Origin of the sequence: Clostridium cellulovorans 743B (assembly GCF_000145275.1) — a bacterium.
Classification (GTDB): Bacteria; Bacillota; Clostridia; order Clostridiales; family Clostridiaceae; genus Clostridium_K; species Clostridium_K cellulovorans.
The window spans coordinates 3,054,400-3,076,148 of record NC_014393.1 but is presented as its reverse complement, the minus strand read 5'-3'; the positions used below and the strand labels follow the sequence as shown (position 1 = coordinate 3,076,148).

Here is a 21,749-nt window from a genome sequence, read left to right as displayed (position 1 = left end):
ATATAGTTTGTATTTGCTTAATAGGTTTAAAAAAGAATACAAAAAAAATTAAAAGTTAACTTTAAGCAATAAAATAAAACAGATTAATGTTGAACATAATAGAATCATGAGAGTAATCGCAATGTAAAAATGAAGTGATTTGAAATAATCTGTAGAAAAAGTGGAGGTAATATTTATGGATATAAACTATATGTATAAAAATATAAAGAAATACATTAGTGATTCTATAATAGTTACAGATTCAGAAGGAAATATAGAAGATGTTAATCCACAAACTGAAAAAAGCTGGAATTACTCCTGTGATGAATTGTTAAGATTGTCTATAGGCCAACTATTTTTACTAGATGATAATTTTCAAGGTGTTTTTGAGAATACTAAAAGTAAGTATGTTATAGCTTTAAAAACCTGGATGGGTGAACTGATAGCAGTAGATAAGAATAAAAAAACTTTTAGATTAGAAGTAATAGTTTGTCCCACGCTAGATGAATTTACAAAGATTATAAAATATATATTGATTTGCAAAGATGTGGCTAATACACATGGATTAATACATGATTTAGAAGAAAAAGATAAAAAGCTCCGAGAAAGCTATGAAGCGTTGAGTAACGTCCAATTAAGTATGATACAAGAAGATAAAATGGCCAATATAGGACAGCTCTCTGCTGGGATAGCCCATGAAATAAATAACCCTTTGGGGTTTATTATAAGCAATTTTGGGACTTTAGAAAAATATATTGATAAATTGTTCTTAATTATTAATTCCTATAAAAATCTAATTAACAGTTTCAAAACTGAAGGCTTTTCAGAGGAGGCAATAGAACGTCTTAATAAAGAAGAAAGAAAAGTAGATTTAGATTTTATAACTAGTGATATTGTTGAATTATTTAAAGACACTGAAGATGGAATTGAAAGAGTGAGGAAAATAGTAGTTGCAATGAAAAATTTTGCTCATTCAACGGTAGAGGGAGAATTTCAACAATATGATATTAATGAGGGAATAACACAGACATTAGTTATTGCCAAAAATGAACTTAAATACAATGCTACAGTGGAAGTAATGTTAGGAGAAATACCATTTGTACAAGCGCAAGGAAATGAAATTAATCAGACAATTTTAAACATAATTATCAATGCATCTCATGCCATAAAAGAAAAACAGCAAAAGATAGATCCTAATTTTTTTGGTCAGTTAACAATAAAAACTTATTGTGAAAATGATTATGTAAGTTGTGTTATAGAAGACAATGGTACGGGAATCCCCAAAGAAGTACAAAATAAAATTTTTGAACCTTTTTATACTACGAAACCAATAGGAAAAGGTACGGGTCTTGGACTTAGTATTGCTTATGACACAATAGTAAATAAACATAGAGGAAAGTTAGAAGTAGAAAGCACTTTAGGTATTGGAGCTAAGTTTACAATTAAACTTCCTATCTTATTAGAAAAAGAAGATGAAGGAGTTACTAATGAATAAATCAATTCTTTTTGTAGATGATGAAAAAGCTATACTAAACTCAATTAGAAGGGAATTTTTTGATAGTTCATATGATACATATTTTGCGTTAGGTGGACATGAAGCATTAGATATATTATCGGATATGCATATAGATTTATTAGTAACAGATATGAGAATGCCAGAAATGGATGGATATCAATTACTGAAAAAAGTAAAAGAATTATATCCTTCAACTACTAGAGTAATTTTAAGTGGTTATACAGATGAGAACATAGTAATCAAATCAATATATAGCAACTTGGCTAAATTATTCATTACTAAGCCATGGAAAAAAGAAGATTTTAGAAAAGCAATAGATGATGTTTTTAAAACAGAAGAATTACTCAATAATAATCTTTCATTAAAATACATCAAGGAAATTGGCAAGCTTCCAACTATTCCATCAGTTTTGATGAAGGTTAATGAGATTATAGAACAAGAGGATTCTGATATTAATGATATTATAAAACTTATAGAATCAGACATTACTATAAGTTCACAAGTGTTGAAAATTGTTAATTCTGCTTTTTATGGATTGAAAACAGCGTCAATAAAGAAAGCAGTTTTGAATATAGGGTTGGTTAATTTAAAGACGATTATAACTACCAGTGAAGTTTTTAATGATGAAAATGATTTATTTAATAAACAAGCGATATGGGATCATTCTAATCTTGCAAATATAATACTTAATGAGTTATATAAAAAGCTATTAAAAAAGAAAATTCCAGAATATTATGCTACTGCTGGATTATTGCACGATATTGGAAAGGTGGCTTTTTCAAAAATATTCAATGAAGAATACAACGAAATATATATAGGGGCAGATACCTATGATTTAAAGACTATGAATAACCTAGAGCGAGAGAAATTTCATATTTCACATGAAGAATTAGGTGGATATTTGTTACTTTGGTGGGATATACCTTATGCGATTGTAGAAACAACATTGTACCATCATAATCCTATGTTAAGCAGTGATATCAATAGAGAATTAGTATCAATGGTTCATATAGCAGATTATTATGCATGGAAAATAATGGACACTAAATACACTCCTATGCTGCATAGAGAAGTATTTGAGTATTTAGAAATATCTGAAATTGAATGTGAATCAATTGCTATGCAGTGTACGAAGGGGGAGAATAAGAATGGATATGCTCAATGTCCTTTTTGTTGATGATGAAGTTAATATACTTAATTCTATAAGGAGAGCTACTATTGGTGAAGAATTTAAAACTTTGATTGCTACAAATGGAGAAGCAGCTTTAGCTTTATTTGAAGACAATGAAATATCAGTTATAGTTACAGACATGAGAATGCCTAAGATGAACGGGTTAGAATTACTAGATAAAGTTAAAGAAATTTCCCCTAATACTATAAGAATGGTTTTATCTGGTTATGCTCAAATACCTCAAGTAATTGCTACGGTAAACAAAGTAGGTGTGTTTAAATATATAACAAAGCCTTGGGATAATGAAAGAGAATTCCTTCCCGCAATCAAAGAAGCCTTACAGTATTATTCTTTAAAAAAAGAAAATGAAATAATAAAGTCTCAGTTAGAAGAAAAGAATAAGCTATATAAAAAGATGCTTGATAACAACAATATGTTAATAAGAAATAATCAAGCAGATATTGGAGCAATAAAGATAATAACAAGAAAATTTCTGAATTTGAAAGATATAAATTCTAAAGGTACTAGTGAAACAAATAATAGCAATCAGGTAAAAAAGCAAATCAACAGTTTGTTAGACAAGACTTTTTTTGAATATATAGATACAGTTCCGACGATTAAAGAATCTTTTACTATAAGTATATTCAATGATAGATTTAATAAAGTCAAAGAATCAGGTGCAAATATAATATTTCAGAATGAATCAATAAAAAATATCACATATTGGGGCAATAAAAAAACCTTTACTATGGTATTGGATAGCATTATTAATATAGTTAGTAATCATTGTGATAACCAGGATATCATCATAGATATAATAAATACTAATAGCTTATGTATAAATTTATTGATAAAAAATAAAAGTAGTATGGAAGAATTAAGTAATGATATACAAGCAAAAATAATAATAAATTTATTAGAGGAAATATGTAAAATTATTGGTGCTAAATTAATCATTAATACTGAAAAACTTTTGATAACTGTTAATACCAACTTCCAAGTTCAAAGTTAGGGAGGGTAACATGAAAATACTTATTGTAGATGATAGTAAATTTAATATAATAACAGCTCAAGAAGTAATAAGTACTAGTGGCATCAATTGTAGTACTATAACTGCAAACTCTGGAGAAGAAGCTCTTAACATAATAGATTCTGAAAATGTAGATATTATTCTATTAGATATAGTTATGCCAGGATTAACGGGAATAGAAACCTTAGAAACAATTAGGAAAAGTAAAAAAAATATAATCATTATAATGTTTACATCTATTACTGATAAAAAGTATTTAGAGAAAAGTTTTGAATTAGGAGCTAATGTTAAGAGGAAAAATAGACGATTTTAGAATATACAATAGAGCTTTATCAAGTGATGAGGTTTACAGCCTAATGATGCAAAGTGTAACTGATACAGAATTAGTTGCTAATGCAAAAAGTTCATTAGAACTTGGCGATTTAAGTGAAGTTACGAGCGACTTACAGTTGCTTAAAACTGGAGATAAAGGCGTAACCATAGCTTGGTCTTCAAGTGATGAAGCTGTAATTAATAATGATGGAATAGTAACAAATCCTAGTGGAAGTAATTCTGCGGAGGTAACACTTACTGCTACTCTTTCTAAGGGAAATGCTGTTGACACAAAAACTTTTACTGCTACAGTATTACCAAGTGGAGTGCCAAATTATTTACTAGATGTAAATGTTGATAAAGAGAAGTTTGACATTAGTGATACATTAGTTGGATTGTTCTTTGAAGATATAAACCACGGTGCTGATGGTGGTTTATATGCTGAACTTGTTGAGAATAGTTCCTTTGAATTTAAAACATCTCTTGATTCTTGGACTATTGATAAAAAAGGTACAAGTAATGGAACTTTAACGGTTAAAAATGTAAATCCATTAAACTCAAATAATACTCATTATTTAGAATTTGATTCTACTGCTGCTGGTGATGGCTTTAGAATAGTTAATGATGGTTACAAAGGTATATCAATCAAAAAAGACAGCGTATATGATTTTTCAGTATGGGCTAGAGATGTAGATAATACATCTGGAGATTTATTAGTTAGATTAGAAGCAGAAGATGGAACTGTATTATCAAATACAGTAACTATTAATGGTTTTACTAACAATTGGACAAAGTATGAAGGTACATTAACTGCTAATAGTGATACTTTAAAAGCAAAGTTAGTAGTTTACAAAAAAGATGCTGGAAAAATAAATCTTGATATGATCTCTTTATTCCCTCAAGATACTTGGAAGGGAAGAAAGTATGGATTAAGAAAAGATTTAGTTCAATTAATTGATGATATGGAACCAAAATTCTTACGTTTCCCTGGGGGGTGCGTAATTGAAGGTAGTACAAAAGAAAACATGTACAATTGGAAGGATACAATTGGAAATGTTGAAGAAAGAAAGTTAAATGAAAATATCTGGGGATATTATCAATCTTATGGATTGGGATATTATGAATATTTTCAACTTTGTGAGGATTTAGGTGCGGTTCCAGTGCCTGTTGTAAACGTTGGAATGACTTGTCAAGCTAGAGGTGTTAATGGAGTAAGCTCATATTTAGTTCCATTAAATGAATTAGACAAGTATATACAAGATGCCTTAGATTTAATCGAATATGCAAATGGTGATGTTACAACAACTTGGGGAGCTAAGAGAGCTGCAAGTGGACATCCGGAGCCATTTAATCTTAAATATTTATCTGTAGGAAATGAGCAATGGGGAAATGATTTCTATGTTAGATTTGAAGCTTTCCAAAGCGTATTAAAAGTTAAACATCCAGAAATCACCTTAATTTCTACTTCAGGACCTTCAGCTAGTGGAACGGAATACACAAATGCTTGGAATTGGATAAAACAAAAAGCTAATGACACAATAGTTGATGAGCATTACTACATGGATCCACAATGGTTCCTTGAAAATACCCATAGATATGACAACTTTGACAGAAATGGAGCAAAGGTATTTATAGGTGAATATGCTTCAAAAAGTAATACTTTAAAATCAGCGTTAGCTGAGGCTGCATATCTTACTGGAATAGAAAAGAACTCTGATGTTGTAAAGATGGCATCATATGCACCATTATTTGCAAAAGATGATGACACTCAATGGAGTCCAGATATGATTTGGTTCAATGGTGCTGAAAGTTATGCAACTCCTAACTATTATGTACAAAAATTATTTAGTACAAACACTGGTACACAATTACTTGAATCATCAATGAATAGATATAAAACTATAGAAGATGATATAAAAGGTGGAATCGTACTGGGATCATGGATGTCAGGTGTAGAATATGATGATGTTGTTGTAAAAGATAATACAACAAATCAAGTAATCTTCTCAGACGATTTTAGTACTGCTAAAACTGATTGGAAAAAAGGAACAGGAAATTGGACTGTTAAAGATGGTAAGCTAGTTCTAACTGATCTTTTAGAAGATTGTAGAACTTATATTAATAATGATAAGTGGCAAAACTACACTTTAAGTGTAAAGGCTAAAAAGACTAGCGGTAATGAAGGTTTCTTAATTGGTGTAGGTGCAAGAGATACAAGTAACTTCTATTGGTTAAATATTGGTGGATGGAATAACTCAAGAACTGTAATGGAAAAATCCTTAAATGGCACTAAAGCAGTTGTTAGTGAAGCTCCAGCTCCATATAACGGTAATGTTGTTACTGGTAAAGAATATGACATTAAAATAGAAGTAAACGGAAGTAGCATTAAGTGTTATATTGATGGTGTGTTAACTAACGAATTCAATGATGAAATATTAGAAAAAGATGTTTACACTTCATCAAGCGTTGATTCAAAGACTGGCGATATAATTGTTAAAGTTGTTAATACTACGGCAACTGCTAAAGATGTAAAAATTAATCTTAACGGTGTTGATAACGTAAAAGCTCAAGGTACTGAAGAAATAGTTTCATCAGCAAGTCAAGCAGATGTTAATAGTTTTGCAAGCAAAACTAAAGTTACTAGTGTAAAGAATAATATCTATGGACTTTCAAAAAACTTTACTTATACAGCAAAAGAAAATTCAGTAGCTGTATTAAGAATAAAGAAAGGTACAGCAGAAGATTCTTTAAAAACTGGACTAAAAGTATATTATAACTTTGATAATAAGGTAGGTTCTTCTCTTACGGATTTATCAGGAAATAGTAATAACGGAACTTTAGGGAATTCAGCAAATCTATCAAATGACAGCAAGTTTGGACAAGGGTTAAATCTTGATGGAAATGGATACGTTAAACTACCAAACGGCTTATTAGATGATTTAAATGATATTACTATAGCTACATGGGTAAAATACTCATCTGGATCAGCTGATTGGGAAAGGGTTTTTGACTTTGGAAGTAACAGCAATAACTTCTTCTTCTTAAGTAAGAACAAACATGTTGGATTAAATGTAAACTCAACTCCACAAGACTTAGCACCAGCTGGAGCACAGGTGAATGATACGTGGATACATGTGGCAGTTACATTATCAAACAATACAATGATTTATTATGAAAATGGAGTAGAAGTTGCGAGAAAAACAGATGTAACAAATAAACCAAGTGGTTTAAAAGCTGCTACTGAAAATTATATTGGTAAATCTAAGTTTAGCGATCCATTATTAAAAGCAAAAATGGATGAATTTAGAATATACAACAGAGCGTTATCTGCTTCAGAAATAACACAATTAAATACTTTAGCTCCTCAAAATACTGTAGAAGTTTATAGCACAACTGGTGTAAATAAAATAGATACAGTTGGTGACACATTACAAATGGCAGCAACAGTAACACCAAGTGGTGAATCAGTAGATTGGGCTGTTGTAGATTTAGATGGAAGAACTACTGACTTAGCTTCAATTGACGCTAATGGATTACTTACAAGTAAAAAGACTGGAACTGTAATGGTAGTAGCTACAACAAAAAGTGACTCTTCAGTTTATGGATTTGCAAAGGTTGTTATTACCCAAAAGGTTGATTCATTAACTTTAAGTGGCGCAGAAGGAAAGGCCTCTATAACTACTAAAGGTGGAACGTTACAAGTAATGTCAAAAGCTTTACCAAGTAACGCTACTGATAAAACTGTAACTTGGGCACTTACAGATGCTGATGGAAAGATAACAAATGTTGCTACAATTGATGAAAATGGTGTTGTTAAGGCTAGAAAAGATGGAAGCGTATTTGCAGTAGCTACAGCAAAGGATGGCTCTGCTGTAACTGCAAAATTAGACATAACTATTACAGGACAAACAATCGTTGAAAATGAAAAATTAGCAGCGATATGCCCTCAAGAACCAAATGAACCACTTTTATATGATGTAGAAAATATAAATAATGATGCAGCTTGGGGAACAAGCAATACACATGATCCTTCTATCTTTAAAGATGGAGAATGGTACTATGTATTCTCAACAGATTATAAAGTAGGGGGAGCAACTGGTGTTGGTCTTCAAGTAAGAAAATCTAAAGATCTTATTAATTGGCAATGGGTTGGAAGAGCGTTCACTGAAATTCCAGGAGCAGCTAAAGCTTGGGCTACAGGTGCTGAAAATATGTGGGCTCCAGATGTTGTGAAGATAGGTGATACTTATTACTTATACTATACTGTTTCAGGTTTTGGAACTAATAACTCCTTTATTGGTGTTGCAACAAGTAAATCAATTGAAGGTCCATGGACAGACCAAGGTGAAGTTTACAAGACTAAGAAAGGCATTGATACTGATAATGCTTTAGATCCTAACATAGTTGCTGATGCCAATGGTGATTTGTGGCTTGCTTATGGTTCATTCTTTAGTGGAATATTTGTATCAAAAATAGATAAGACAACAGGAAAATTAGTGACTCCAGGAAAGGGTACACAAATATCAGCTACTGGAACAAGAAAGAATATGGAAGCACCATATATTGTGTACAATCCAGAATTTAAAAAATACTATTTATTTATGTCTTACGATGACTTAGGTGTAGACTATAATGTTAGAGTTGCATGGTCAGATAAAATAGATGGTCCATATACAGATTTAAATGGAAAATCAATGATGGAAACTCCAACTGATAGAGATGCATTATATGATATTGGTACAAAATTAATAGGAAGTTATGCTTTTGGAAATGATCCAGGTTGGATGGCACCAGGTCATAATTCTGTATTAAATGATAATGGCAACTTCTATCTTGTTCACCACGCTAGAGGTGGGGTTGATAAGAACTGGGCATATCTACAAGTTAGAAAAATTGTTTGGTCAGCAGATGGTAAACCAGCAGTTTCACCAGAAAGATATGCTGGAGAACAAGAACAAAAAATTGACCAAAGTTTAATTGCTGGAAAATGGCAAACAATTGTACAAAACAGATTAAATAACAACAAACTTACTTCTACGGATATAACCTTATATGCAAATGGAAAGATCAATGATGAAAATGGACAAAGTTTCTGGAAGCTTACAGGAGATAATACATTAACTCTTAATTATTATGATCCAGGTAAAGCACCAGGAGATTACTGGGTAGATACAGTTAAAGTTCTTCCAGCATGGGATTATGAAAACTGGAAACCTACATTAGTATTTACTGGATATAATCAAGCAAATACAGAAGTATGGGGAAAACAAGTAGGAGAAATTAATGCAAAAGTAACTGAAATAAAAGTTTCAACAAAAGAAAATCTTTTATCTATCTCAGAAAAGGGTGGAAAACTTCAAATGATAGCAGAAGTTAACCCAAGCTATGCTGATGATAGCTCTGTAACGTGGTCAGTTGTAGGAGTAGATGGTAATGCTACAGATTTAGTAACTATCGATGAAACAGGTGTATTGACAGCTGTTAAAGATGGTAGCGTAAAAGTTGTTGCTACAGCTAATGATGGTTCAGGGGTTGTTGGAACTGTAGAAATCAAAATATCAGGACAAGCAACTGTTGTTAATCCAGACGATAAGCCAGTAGATACAGAAAAAATAATAATAAAACCTGTAGTAGATGGAGTATTACAAGTAATAGTTAATGTTATTGATAACAAAGATGGAAATACTGTTATAAATCTTGATAACAAAGCTATTGATGAAATCACAGATATAACAATTAATGATATCAATTCTATATTAACTGGAACAGGAAATCTTATAGTTAATTTAGAAAATAATATGACTATAAAATTACCTTATACCCTTATTGATAAATCATTATTAAAGAATGGAGCTAAAATAATATTTAGAACGCATGTAAAGAAAAATAGTGATTTATATAAAGATCTTAAGGGAATAAATAAAGTATTCAGCTTTGAAATGGTAGTTGTAAATGGAACAGAAGAAACAGTAATTCATCAATTTGCAAGTGGATTAGCTGAAGTTTCTATAAACCTAACAGATGAAGATTTGAAAGGTTTAGATAAGAATAAACTTGTAGTTTTATATTATAACGAAAGTACAAAAAAATATGAGGAAATGGAAACTGTAGTTAATGGTAATAAAGTAACCTTTAAGACTCCTCATTTCAGCGAATTTATTATTGCTGAAAAATCAGTAGTTCAAACGCCTCAAACAACAGATAATACTAGTGGTGTACCTCAAACAACAGAAAAAACTAGCGTTATTCTTCCTCAGACAGGTAGCTTTGTTGATGGTAACCTATTATTATTAGGTGGAATAATAATTTATCTCTTTGGTTTAGGAGTAGTTCTAATATCAAGAAAAAAATCAATACGAGGATGATAATTAAATTATCATATAATTACGGTTAAAAAAATGTAAAAGACACAGGGTGCAAGCGTGCTCTGTGTCTTTTTATGTTCAGTAAATTATTTTAACTTTGAGTATAAAGGTTTATGTTAATAATAAGTTGTAGTATTCCAGATATCAACAAAAAATATATCATTGTTAATATTTGAAAGCTATTAACCTAAAGAAGAATTGTAATGAAGCGATAGAAGAATTAAAAATCATTTAATTACCTTTGATTCATAATAGATAAAAAAATAATTGATTTGATTCATAATAGATAAAAAAATAATTGATAAAGATCAATATATGCGGGGGTGGGTTGGTGATTTTGGTATGTAAATACAAACAAACATAAAACGGTTCATGTTTATATAAAATATAAATTGACAAAAGATAAAGCTACAATTATAATGAATTTATAAAGAAATAAAATAAATTAGGGCGATATAACCAAATACATCTAACTTTGTCGTAAACGTTTCCCTTTCTCAGGAGAAATTAAAGTGGATTTTCTGGTGGTATATAATGAAACTAGCAAGGATCAGATAGATCACTTAATGAGTTGAGTTAGAAAGTGTGTTAAATATGCAAGAATTTTCTTTAATCGAGTTATTATTATTAATGAAAGTTTTTCGTAAAAACGTTTATATTTTTTGGATATAGCGATTTTCTTGTTTTGCTATATTTATTAAAGGAGGGAGGGTTTTTAATATTTGATTTAGGTTTATCTAAAATATAATCATAAGGGGGAAGACGATTGTTAAAAAAATTTTTAGGATGTTTAACTGCGTTTATGGTTACGATTAATACGGTATCAGTATTCCCAGCTGTTAAGGCTGTAACAGTAGATACCCTTCAAAATGGATTAGTTCTTAATTATGCTTTTAACGATATAGTTAATAATAAGGTAGTTGATATTTCAGGAAATAGCAATGATGGTACTGTTTTTGGAAATGCAACTATTAATACACAAGGGAAAATAGGTAGTTCACTAAATTTGGATGGAAGTAGTTATGTTAAATTGCCTAATGGTTTATTAGATAACTTGAGTGATATTACTGTTTCAACTTGGGTAAATTACGAAAGTAATTCTTTTGATTGGGCAAGAGTTTTTGACTTTGGACAAGATGCTAATAATTTCTTCTTTTTAAGTAAGAATAAACATGTAGGACTAAATGTTAATTCGACTCCACAAGATTTAGCACCGGCTGGAGTACAGGTAAATAATCAATGGGTTTATGTAACAGTAACATTATCAAATAATACATTGATATACTATGAAAATGGTGTAGAAGTAGCAAGAAAAACTGATGCAACAAATAAGCCAAGTGGTATAGTAGGGTCTACTGAAAACTATATTGGTAAATCTAAATTTAACGACCCATTACTAATTGGACAAATGGATGAATTTAGAATATACAATAGAGCTTTATCTGCTACTGAGGTGTCGAGTTTGAGCACTTTAGTTCAAGAACAAAGCACAGTAGAAGTTTATGGTGCTGGAAATGAGAATAAGATCAATACAATAGGTGGAACATTACAAATGACAGCTGTAGTTAGACCAACTAATGAAGCTGTAAACTGGTCTGTAGTAAATTTAGATGGGACAAGCACTGATTTAGCAACAATAGATAGTAACGGATTGCTTACAGGTGCAAAAGTAGGAACTGTAATGGTGGTTGCTACAGCAAAAAGTAACCAAGCAGTAACTGGTTCAGCAAAAATTGCTATTACTCAAAAGGTTGACTCATTATCTTTAAGTGGAGCAGAAGGAAAAAATTCTATTGATACTAAAGCTGGTAAATTACAAATGATTTCATCAGCATCACCAAGTAATGCAACAGATACATCTGTAGCTTGGTCAGTTACCGATACAAATGGAAATATAACTAATATTGCTTCAATAGACACTAATGGAATACTTACTGCAAGAAAAGATGGCAATGTAGTTGTAACTGCTACAGCTAAAGATGGTTCTGGTGCAACTGCAAAGATGACAGTTTCAATTACAGGACAAGCCTATGTTGCTAACGAAAAATTAGCAGCAATAGCTCCACAAGCGCCAAATGAACCACTTTTATATGATGTACCAAATATAAACAATGAAGCTGCTTGGGGAACAAGTAATACTCATGATCCTTCAATTTTTAAAGATGGAGATTGGTATTATGTATTCTCAACTGACTATAAAGTAGGTGGACCAACAGGAGTTGGACTACAGGTAAGAAAATCTCAAGATCTTATTAATTGGCAGTGGGTTGGAAGAGTGTTTAATGAAATTCCTGCTGCTGCTAAAGCTTGGTCTCCAAATGCAGAAAATATGTGGGCACCAGATGTTGTGAAGCTTGGCGATACTTACTATCTGTATTATACTGTTTCAGCATTCGGAACAAATACTTCATTTATTGGTCTAGCAACAAGTAAATCCATTGAAGGTCCTTGGATAGATCAAGGCGAGGTTTACAAGACTAAATTAGGAGTTGATACAGATAATGCGTTAGATCCTAATATAGTTACTGATGCTAATGGTGATTTATGGTTATCTTATGGTTCATTCTTTAGCGGGTTATTTGTGTCAAAAATAGATACGACAACAGGAAAATTATTGACACCAGGTAAAGGCACACAAATATCAGCTTCGGGAACTAGAAAAAATATGGAAGCACCATATATTGTGTATAATCCTCAATTCAAAAAATACTATCTATTTATGTCTTATGACGACTTAGCTGTTGATTATAATGTCAGAGTTGCTTGGTCAGATAGTATAACTGGACCTTATACAGATTTAAGTGGAAATTCAATGATGAATACGCCAACAGATAGAGATGCATTATACGATATTGGTACAAAATTAATAGGAAGCTATGCTTTTGGTACTGATCCAGGTTGGATAGCACCAGGTCATAACTCAGTGTTAAATGACAACGGGAACTTCTATCTTGTTCATCATGCTAGAGGTGGCGCTGATAAAAACTGGTCATATTTACAGGTAAGAAAAATTGTTTGGTCAGCAGAAGGTAAACCAATGGTTTCACCAGAGAGATATGCTGGAGAAGTTGAACAAAAGATCGATCAAAGCTTAATCCCAGGAAAATGGCAAACAATTGTACAAAACAGATTAAACAACAACAAACTTACTTCTACTGATATAACTTTATATCCAAATGGGAAAATAAATGATGAAAATGGACAAAGTTATTGGGAACTTACAGGAGATAATACAGTAACTCTTAATTATTATGCGCCAGGTGTTGCACCAGGAGATTATTGGGTGGATACTGTAAAGGTACTTCCAGCATGGGATTATGAAAATTGGGCTCCTACAGTTGTGTTTACTGGTTATAATCAAGGGAACACAGCAGTTTGGGGTAAACAAGTAGAATCGATTGTAACAAAAGTAACTGGAATTACAGTTTCTACAGGGGATAATGTTTTAAACATCACAGAAAAAGGTGGAAGTCTTCAATTAATTGCAACAGTTAATCCAACTTACGCTACTGACGCTTCAGTAACTTGGTCAGTTGTTGGCTTAGATGGTAATGCTACAGATTTAGCAACTATTAGTGAGACAGGAGTATTAACAGCTGTTAAAGATGGTACTGTAAAAGTTGTGGCTCTAGCAAATGATGGTTCAAATGTATCAGGAGTTGCAGAAGTTATAATAAGTGGACAAGCAACTACAACTGGTGGAGACAATACAGATGGTACAGGTGATGATGCAACTGGTGGAGATAATACAGGAGATATAGAAAAGATTATTATTAAGCCTGTTGTTGATAATGTATTACCAGTAGTAGTTAATGTTATTGACAATAAAAATGGTGACACTGTGATAACTCTTGCAAAAGAAGCTATGGATGTTCTTACAGAAGTAACTATCAATGACATTAATTCAATAAAAGATGGAACTGGAAATCTTGTAATAAACTTAGGAAGCGATATGTATATAAAATTACCTTATGAGGTTATTGATAAATCATTATTAAAGGATAATTCAAAAGTAATATTTAGAACAACTATAAAAGAAAATAGTGATTTATATAAGGATCTTAAAGGTATAAATAAGGTATTCAGCTTTGAAATGTTGGTTGTAAATGGTACAGAAGAAACTGTAATCCACCAATTTGCAAGTGGATTGGTTGAAGTATCTGTTAATTTAACAGATGAACAGCTAAATGGTTTAGATAAAAACAAGCTTGTAGTTCTATATTATAACGATGTTACAAAGAGTTATGAGGAAATGGAAACAACTATTGATGGCAACAAAATAACTTTTAAAACACCTCACTTTAGTGACTTTATTATAGCAGAAAAAACTCAAGCAACTGGAACTAGTAATACATCAAATACTACTAGTGTTATTCTTCCACAAACAGGTAGCTTTGTTGATAGCAGCCTATTGTTAGTTGCTGGATTGATAATAATTCTATCTGGATTAGGAATAGTGTTAATTTCAAGAAAAAAAGATGCATAGTAATTAAAAGTAAATATACTCATTGCTATTGATTATTACAAAATGACAAAGGGATGTAAAAAACACAGGGTACGATTTGTATCCTGTGTTTTTATTTTTGTTAATGAAACGAATTACTTTATGAATTTTATATTATTCTTAAAGAAGTAACGTTATATGAAGATTAAGAAATGATATATACATAAGGAAAAACTTCTTATTTAAGTTCTGAATAAGTAAGAAATTATTAACCAGTAAAACGAAGTGATTTTAAAAATTAACAAAATTATGAAGTTAGCTATTGCAATATACAGTTTAACTGTATATAATGTAACTATACAGTCTAACTGTATAGTTACACTTAATAATTGGAGGAGTTCATGAATAGAGATAAAAACTTACCATTAACAGAAACCACATATTATATACTTTTAGCTCTATTAGAGCCTGCCCATGGGTATATGATTATGCAGAAGATAGAAGAACTCAGTAACAATCAAGTTAGATTAGCTGCAGGAACGTTATATGGAGCTATCGAAAATTTGATGAAACTAAAATTTATAATACCAGTTGAAAGTGAAGATAAACGTAGGAAAGTATATGAAATTACTAAAAAAGGTAAGTCGGTTTTAAGGCTGGATTTTGAAAGAATGAAGCATATGATTGAAATAACAAAAGAAAACTTAAATGAATAAAATTCAATAATTGAAAGGAAGAATTTTAATGAAAGTATTTAAGTATTTTATTGATTATTCAAAGGAAGAAAAATGGTTAAAGGATATGGCTAAAAAAGGTTATAAGTTCGTTAATGCTACCTTAGGATATGAATTCTTAAAAACGGAACCAGAAGATGTAATTATACGGATTGATTATAGAACTTTTAATAAACGTAAGGATTTCATTGATTACTGTACGCTATTTGAAGATAGTGGTTGGAATCACATAGCAGGTACTCAATGGTCAGGAACACAATATTTTAAAAGAATAAATGATTATACAGACGATGATATTTTTTCAGATAGTGCTTCAAAGGCAGGAAAATATAAAAGGGTATCTAATATGTGGTTAAGTACTTCAGTTCCATTTATACCTCTTTTAGTAATGAATTTTTCCAATGGTACTATAGATATTAATAAGATTTTGAATCCCAAATTATTATATCTTACACCAGAGTTGTGGGAGAAAAAAGGAACAAATTTTTGGTTCTCTTTCTTATTTGAAACTCCGTTTGTTATTTTAAGAGGTTTCTCATGGGCATTCCTCTTGGTAATAGTGATTTTATATATCATATTTGCAATAAAAGCTAAAAAACTATATACAGAAGCTAAAAGAGAAAACAGAAGTTTTTAATTAAGTATATATTAATGGGATATTGATAATAGTCATTTTAAAGTGATTTTTTACTAAGGTTTATTTAATGAAAGTTTAGTATTATTAACACTTTGAAATGACTTTTGTATTTTTCCGATAAAATTACTAAAACTTATTGACTTATTATAGGTATGTATACTATAATTTACTTAGTAACACAGCAAGTTTATAGGAATAATAAGAAATGATATAATTCGTTTTTGTTATATTGATGAATATATATTAATGAGTATTGCTACATAGTTTTTTATTTATTGGCCAAAGGTTGAAATATAAATAAATAGATTATATATAGGATATTAAAAGATATTGGAGGAGAAAATTATGAGTAAACAAGAAAGAACTTTTAAATTTGAAACATTACAATTACATGTAGGACAAGAAAATCCAGACCCAGCAACAGATGCAAGAGCAGTACCAATATACCAAACTACTTCATATGTATTTAAAAATTCAGCACATGCAGCAGCTAGATTTGGATTAGCAGATGCAGGTAACATATATGGACGTTTAACAAATTCTACACAAGATGTTTTGGAAAAACGTGTTGCAGCATTAGAAGGTGGAGTAGCAGGTCTTGCAGTTGCATCAGGAGCAGCAGCAATAACATATGCATTCGAAAATATAACAAAGGCAGGAGATCATATAGTAGCAGCTAAAACTATATATGGTGGAACATATAATTTACTAGCACATACCTTAGTGGAACGTGGAGTAACTACAACATTTGTGGACCCAGATAATTTAGAAAACTTCGAAAATGCAATTAAAGATAATACAAAAGCGATATTTATAGAATCATTAGGAAACCCACATTCAAATATTATAGATGTTGACCAATTAGCAGAAATTGCTCACAAACATAAAATTCCATTAATCGTTGATAACACTTTTGGAACACCATATCTTTTCAGACCAATTGAACATGGTGCAGATATAGTTGTTCATTCAGCAACTAAGTTTATCGGAGGACATGGAACATCCTTAGGTGGTGTAATTGTAGATTCAGGAAAATTTGATTGGATAGGTTCAGGAAAATTCCCACAATTAACTGAAGCAGATCCAAGCTATCATGGAATTAAATTTGCAGAAGTAGTTGGAGCAGCAGCATACGTAACTAGAATAAGAGCTGTAATATTAAGAGATACTGGTGCAGCAATTAGTCCATTTAATGCATTTTTACTATTACAAGGATTAGAAACACTTTCACTTAGATTAGAAAGGCATGTAGAAAATGCTTTAAAAGTAGTAGATTTTTTAAGTAAGCATCCTCAGGTTGAGAAAGTAAATCACCCATCATTGTCTGATCATCCAAATAATGATCTATACAATAAGTATTATCCAAATGGTGGAGGTTCTATATTTACTTTTGAAGTAAAAGGTGGAGCTAAAGAAGCACAAGAATTTATTGATAAATTAGAAGTATTCTCATTACTTGCAAATGTTGCAGATGTTAAGTCATTAGTAATTCATCCAGCAAGTACTACGCATTCACAATTAAATGAAGAAGAGTTATTAGAACAAGGAATAAAGCCAAACACAATTCGTCTTTCTATTGGAACAGAGCATATTGATGATATAATCTACGATTTATCTCAAGCATTTTAATAATTTAAAATTTTGCAATTATCTTGCCTCTGTGTAACAACAGAGGCATTTTTTAGTATATTAGATATTTTTCTAATATTTAATTATTGATAATAGGATAAAATTAGTGTAAAATTTTATTTGTATGCTTCATAATTAGTTTATATAACTAAGACGGTTTTATCATATACAAGCCTTAAAGATGAAACTACATTTAAGACTTTGTTCAATAATCATAAGTGATATAAGTTAAAAAGTAACTTTGATGGAACAAATATAATAACTATTGAAGTATTAAAATATATTATTTTATTAGAAAATTATGGAGGTAAAACCATGGCTAAGGTCTTTTTAGTAAATACAATTTTAGATAGACTACCAGTGGCATTATTTGGAATAACACATGTAAATGCTACTTTTACAGGAGAAGTCTGCCCAAAATTGAATATTGCACTAAAAAGAAGTAAGTTATCTTTACCTTGTAATGAAATATAATTTGTTATTTAAAACCCAGGTAAGGTATAACTTGCCTGGGTTTTTATTTTTGATAGTGAAAAGTACAATAATTTTTTCTCAATTATAGAATCAAAAACAGAGTATTAAAGTTTTATTGTAGATTAAGTATACTTGCGTATTAAATTATAAAGCACTTGCAAGATATTTAAAAACTTGAAGAAATAAGATTTTATTGTTGTGAACATTTTTTCACTGGTAGAAATTTGTGATTTTTATTAGTTACTAATTTCACTAGGATTAAAATATTTTAAATAGAGAAACCTGGGTAAGTATTACTTGCTCGGGTTTTATTATTTTAAAAAGAATTATGGAGGAATTAATAATGATTGAATTAGCAGTAAAAGAAATAGAAAAGTATTATGGAGCAAATAGAATTTTTAGTAATATTACTTTTGAAGTTCAAAGTGGTGAAAGAGTTGGATTGATAGGAAGAAATGGTACAGGTAAAACTACAGTTTTTAAAATAATAGCAGGTCTAGAAAAGATGGATAGAGGTAGCATGTTTATTAGAAAAAATGCTACTATTGGGTACTTAGATCAAATTCCTAATTACCCAAAGAAATTTAAAGTAATTGATGTATTAAAGACATCTTTTCAGCTTCAATATGAAATAGACAAAGAGATAAAACAGCTTGAAGCAAGTATGGGGAAGTTAACTGGAGAAGAGTTAGACCATGCATTAAGAAAATATAGTGAGTTATGTGCAAGCTATGAAGCAGAAGGTGGCTATGATATAGAGGAAAATATCAATAAGGTATGTACAGGGCTTAAGCTAGATGAAGATTTTTTAAATAGAAACTTTATAAGCTTAAGTGGAGGGGAAAAAACTATTACGATTCTTGGAAAAATACTGCTTCAAAAACCAGATATTCTTCTCCTTGATGAACCTTCAAATCATTTAGATATGTCAGCAATAGAATGGTTAGAAGGATATCTTAAAGGTTATAAGGGATGTGTTATGGTTATATCCCACGATAGATATTTCCTTGATAGAGTTGTAACAAAAATAATTGAAATTGAAGAGGGAGAAACGGATTTTTATAATGGAAATTATTCTTATTTTGTTAAAGAGAAGCAGAGACGAGTTTGTGAGCAATTTGAAGCTTATAAGGACCAACAGAAAAAAATTAAGGCTATGGAAAAGGCTATAAAACAATTAAGGCAATGGGCTATTGAGGCTGATAATGAAAAGTTTTTTAAAAGAGCAGCTAGTATGCAAAAAAGGTTAGATAAAATAGAGAGAATTGACAAACCTTCTATTGATAAACCGAAAATCAAATTAGACTTTAACGATACAGAGAGATCAGGTAAAGATGTTGTTCAAGTTAAGGGTTTATATAAAGCTTTTAATAATAAACAAGTTTTAGAAGATTTAAACTTAAATATTAGTTATGGAGAAGCTGTAGCATTGATAGGTAACAATGGTAGTGGAAAATCAACATTAATCAAGACTCTCTTGGGAGAAATTGAAGTTGATTCTGGAGAAGCAAAACTCGGTTCTAATATAAAAATAGGTTATCTTCCTCAGAATGTAACCTTTATCAATGAAGAATTGACTGTTCTTGAGGCTTTTAGGGAAGATATAAGCATTCAAGAGGGTCCAGCAAGAGGAATTTTAGCTAAGTTTTTATTCTTTGGAGAGAGTGTGTTTAAGAAGGTGATAAATCTTTCTGGTGGTGAAAAAAGTAGGCTTATGCTATGTAAATTAATCCAAAATGATATTAATCTATTGGTATTAGATGAGCCAACTAATCATTTAGATATAGATTCAAGGGAAAATCTTGAGGAAGCTTTGAGCGATTTTAATGGCACTATAGTTTTTATATCCCATGATAGATATTTTATAAATAAAATTGCAAAAAGGATATGCGAGATAGAAAACAAAAGGATTATAGAATACCTTGGTGATTATGAATATTATAAGGAAAAGAAAAAAGTAGCAAAGAAAATTGTTATAGAAGTGCATAGTCAAGAAAAGAAAAAAAGTGTTAAGGAAAAAACTCAAAAACAAGTATTAGACATCAGAATTAGAGAAGTAAAAGCCTTAGAAAAATCCATTCAAGAACTTGAAGAAAGATTAAACACTATAAACTCTGAAATGAATTGTAATGGAAGTGATTATGGTAAATTGGTTGAACTAGAGAAAGAGCGCGCTATAACTGAAGAAAGGTTAGATTTAGCTTTAGAAAAATGGATGGAGATAGAGGGAAATGAAGATGAATTATAAAGAAGGATTAAAAAAGAATGTATCGAAAAATTACTTGTTTTTATTTTTAAATAACTTTGGGGTTACACAAGGGGTATGGATGATATATCTCGCTTCTAGAGGTTTATCTTTAACGGAAATAGGCATACTAGAAGCTATATTTCATATAACTTCATTTTTAATGGAAATACCTACGGGAGCTGTTGCAGATATATGGGGAAGAAGAATTAGTAGAATAGCTGGGAGAGCAGTGCAGCTTATATCTGCAATTTTAATAGTATATTCAAATAGCTATATTGGTTTTGTAATAGGCTTTATATTTTCAGCTTTATCCTACAATTTAGAATCAGGTGCAGGAGACGCGCTTATATATGATTCCTTAAAAGAAATTAGAGAAGAAGAAAGTTATATGAAGATTTCTGGAAAAAATGAAGTGATAATGCAACTAGCACAAACCTGTGGCTTAATTCTTGGTGGATTTCTATATAATTATAGCTATATTTATGCTTATGGTGTATCTATTGTTATCACTATAATAGCAATGGTGCAAGCATTATTTTTCACAGAGCCTAAGATTAAAATGGAAGTTCAAGAGAAAAGTTTTAATACACTAAAAAGTCAAGTTGTGGATAGCTTCAATATTATAAGAAAAAATAAGAGATTAGCATTTTTAATCCTTTCTTCTCAAGGGATTTTTATGTTTAATACAAGTATATTCTTTTATTTTCAGAATTACTTATCAGATAAAGGTATCTCTAAGGGAATCATAGGAATAATTTTAGCTATTTCAGCTTTAGCTGCAGCTATCCTAGCTTCTCAAGGTCACAAGATTGAAAAGAAGATTGGAGAAAGAGCTATTCTAGCAGTACTACCGATAATAATGTCCTTATGTATTTGGGGTGTGGCTTTAAGCCGATACCATTATATTTTTTTCTTAGCTATAAACTGTATTGAATCTTTAATTTTTGTTGTGGTTGGTGATTATATAAATAAATTAATACCGTCAGATAAGAGAGCGACAATTCTTTCTATGGCAAGTATGATATTTAGCTTTTATATGATAATTATATTTCCTATTATAGGTAAGCTCGGAGATGTATTTTCACTGGAAGTGGCATTTGAGATTCTTGCCATAGTGGCAAATATTATAGCAATTATTAATCTAATAGTATTCATAAAGCGAGGAGAATGATGTGCAAATATTAATAGTTTCACTTTTGTTAGTTTAGCA

Annotated in this window: 12 protein-coding genes; all 12 read left to right on the top strand. The window is 30.6% G+C overall.

Annotated features, from left to right (window positions below; all coding sequences use genetic code 11):
* Nucleotides 1–175 precede the first annotated feature (175 nt).
* The 12 genes from CLOCEL_RS12680 (at nt 176) to CLOCEL_RS12630 (ending at nt 21,710) form a co-directional block, all read left to right on the top strand.
* Nucleotides 176–1,474 (top strand): PAS domain-containing sensor histidine kinase, encoded by a 1,299-nt coding sequence (locus CLOCEL_RS12680; RefSeq protein WP_010075512.1) that lies wholly within the window; start codon nt 176–178, stop codon nt 1,472–1,474.
* Nucleotides 1,467–2,672 carry an HDOD domain-containing protein gene (locus tag CLOCEL_RS12675; RefSeq protein WP_010075511.1) on the top strand — a complete coding sequence of 402 codons (1,206 nt, stop codon included), beginning with the start codon at nt 1,467–1,469 and terminating at the stop codon, nt 2,670–2,672. The genes CLOCEL_RS12680 and CLOCEL_RS12675 overlap by 8 nt, the downstream gene beginning before the upstream one ends.
* Complete coding sequence (locus CLOCEL_RS12670; protein ID WP_010075510.1) at nt 2,644–3,678, top strand: response regulator; 1,035 nt, start codon at nt 2,644–2,646, stop codon at nt 3,676–3,678. Before CLOCEL_RS12675 ends, CLOCEL_RS12670 begins: the two co-directional genes overlap by 29 nt.
* A gap of 10 nt (nt 3,679–3,688) precedes the next feature.
* Nucleotides 3,689–4,009: a response regulator gene (locus CLOCEL_RS12665; protein WP_013291776.1), complete on the top strand. Its 321-nt coding sequence runs from the start codon at nt 3,689–3,691 to the stop codon at nt 4,007–4,009.
* Nucleotides 3,981–10,373 (top strand): family 43 glycosylhydrolase, encoded by a 6,393-nt coding sequence (locus tag CLOCEL_RS12660; protein ID WP_013291775.1) that lies wholly within the window; start codon nt 3,981–3,983, stop codon nt 10,371–10,373. Before CLOCEL_RS12665 ends, CLOCEL_RS12660 begins: the two co-directional genes overlap by 29 nt.
* A gap of 766 nt (nt 10,374–11,139) precedes the next feature.
* Nucleotides 11,140–14,859, top strand: coding sequence for a family 43 glycosylhydrolase (locus tag CLOCEL_RS12655; protein ID WP_010075488.1), 3,720 nt, complete (start codon nt 11,140–11,142; stop codon nt 14,857–14,859).
* Nucleotides 14,860–15,218: 359 nt separating this feature from the next.
* Nucleotides 15,219–15,533 (top strand): PadR family transcriptional regulator, encoded by a 315-nt coding sequence (locus CLOCEL_RS12650; protein WP_010075487.1) that lies wholly within the window; start codon nt 15,219–15,221, stop codon nt 15,531–15,533.
* 28 nt (nt 15,534–15,561) lie between these two features.
* Complete coding sequence (locus CLOCEL_RS12645; protein WP_010075486.1) at nt 15,562–16,188, top strand: DUF2812 domain-containing protein; 627 nt, start codon at nt 15,562–15,564, stop codon at nt 16,186–16,188.
* Between the two features lie 345 nt (nt 16,189–16,533).
* Complete coding sequence (locus CLOCEL_RS12640; protein ID WP_010075485.1) at nt 16,534–17,817, top strand: O-acetylhomoserine aminocarboxypropyltransferase/cysteine synthase family protein; 1,284 nt, start codon at nt 16,534–16,536, stop codon at nt 17,815–17,817.
* Between the two features lie 315 nt (nt 17,818–18,132).
* A complete protein-coding gene (locus tag CLOCEL_RS23255) occupies nt 18,133–18,291 on the top strand; it encodes a hypothetical protein (protein WP_010075484.1) in 159 nt (52 codons plus the stop codon).
* Between the two features lie 343 nt (nt 18,292–18,634).
* Nucleotides 18,635–20,539, top strand: a complete 1,905-nt coding sequence (abc-f, locus tag CLOCEL_RS12635; protein ID WP_010075483.1) for a ribosomal protection-like ABC-F family protein — start codon at nt 18,635–18,637, stop codon at nt 20,537–20,539.
* Nucleotides 20,523–21,710, top strand: coding sequence for an MFS transporter (locus CLOCEL_RS12630; RefSeq protein ID WP_010075482.1), 1,188 nt, complete (start codon nt 20,523–20,525; stop codon nt 21,708–21,710). The genes abc-f and CLOCEL_RS12630 overlap by 17 nt, the downstream gene beginning before the upstream one ends.
* Nucleotides 21,711–21,749: the final 39 nt, after the last annotated feature.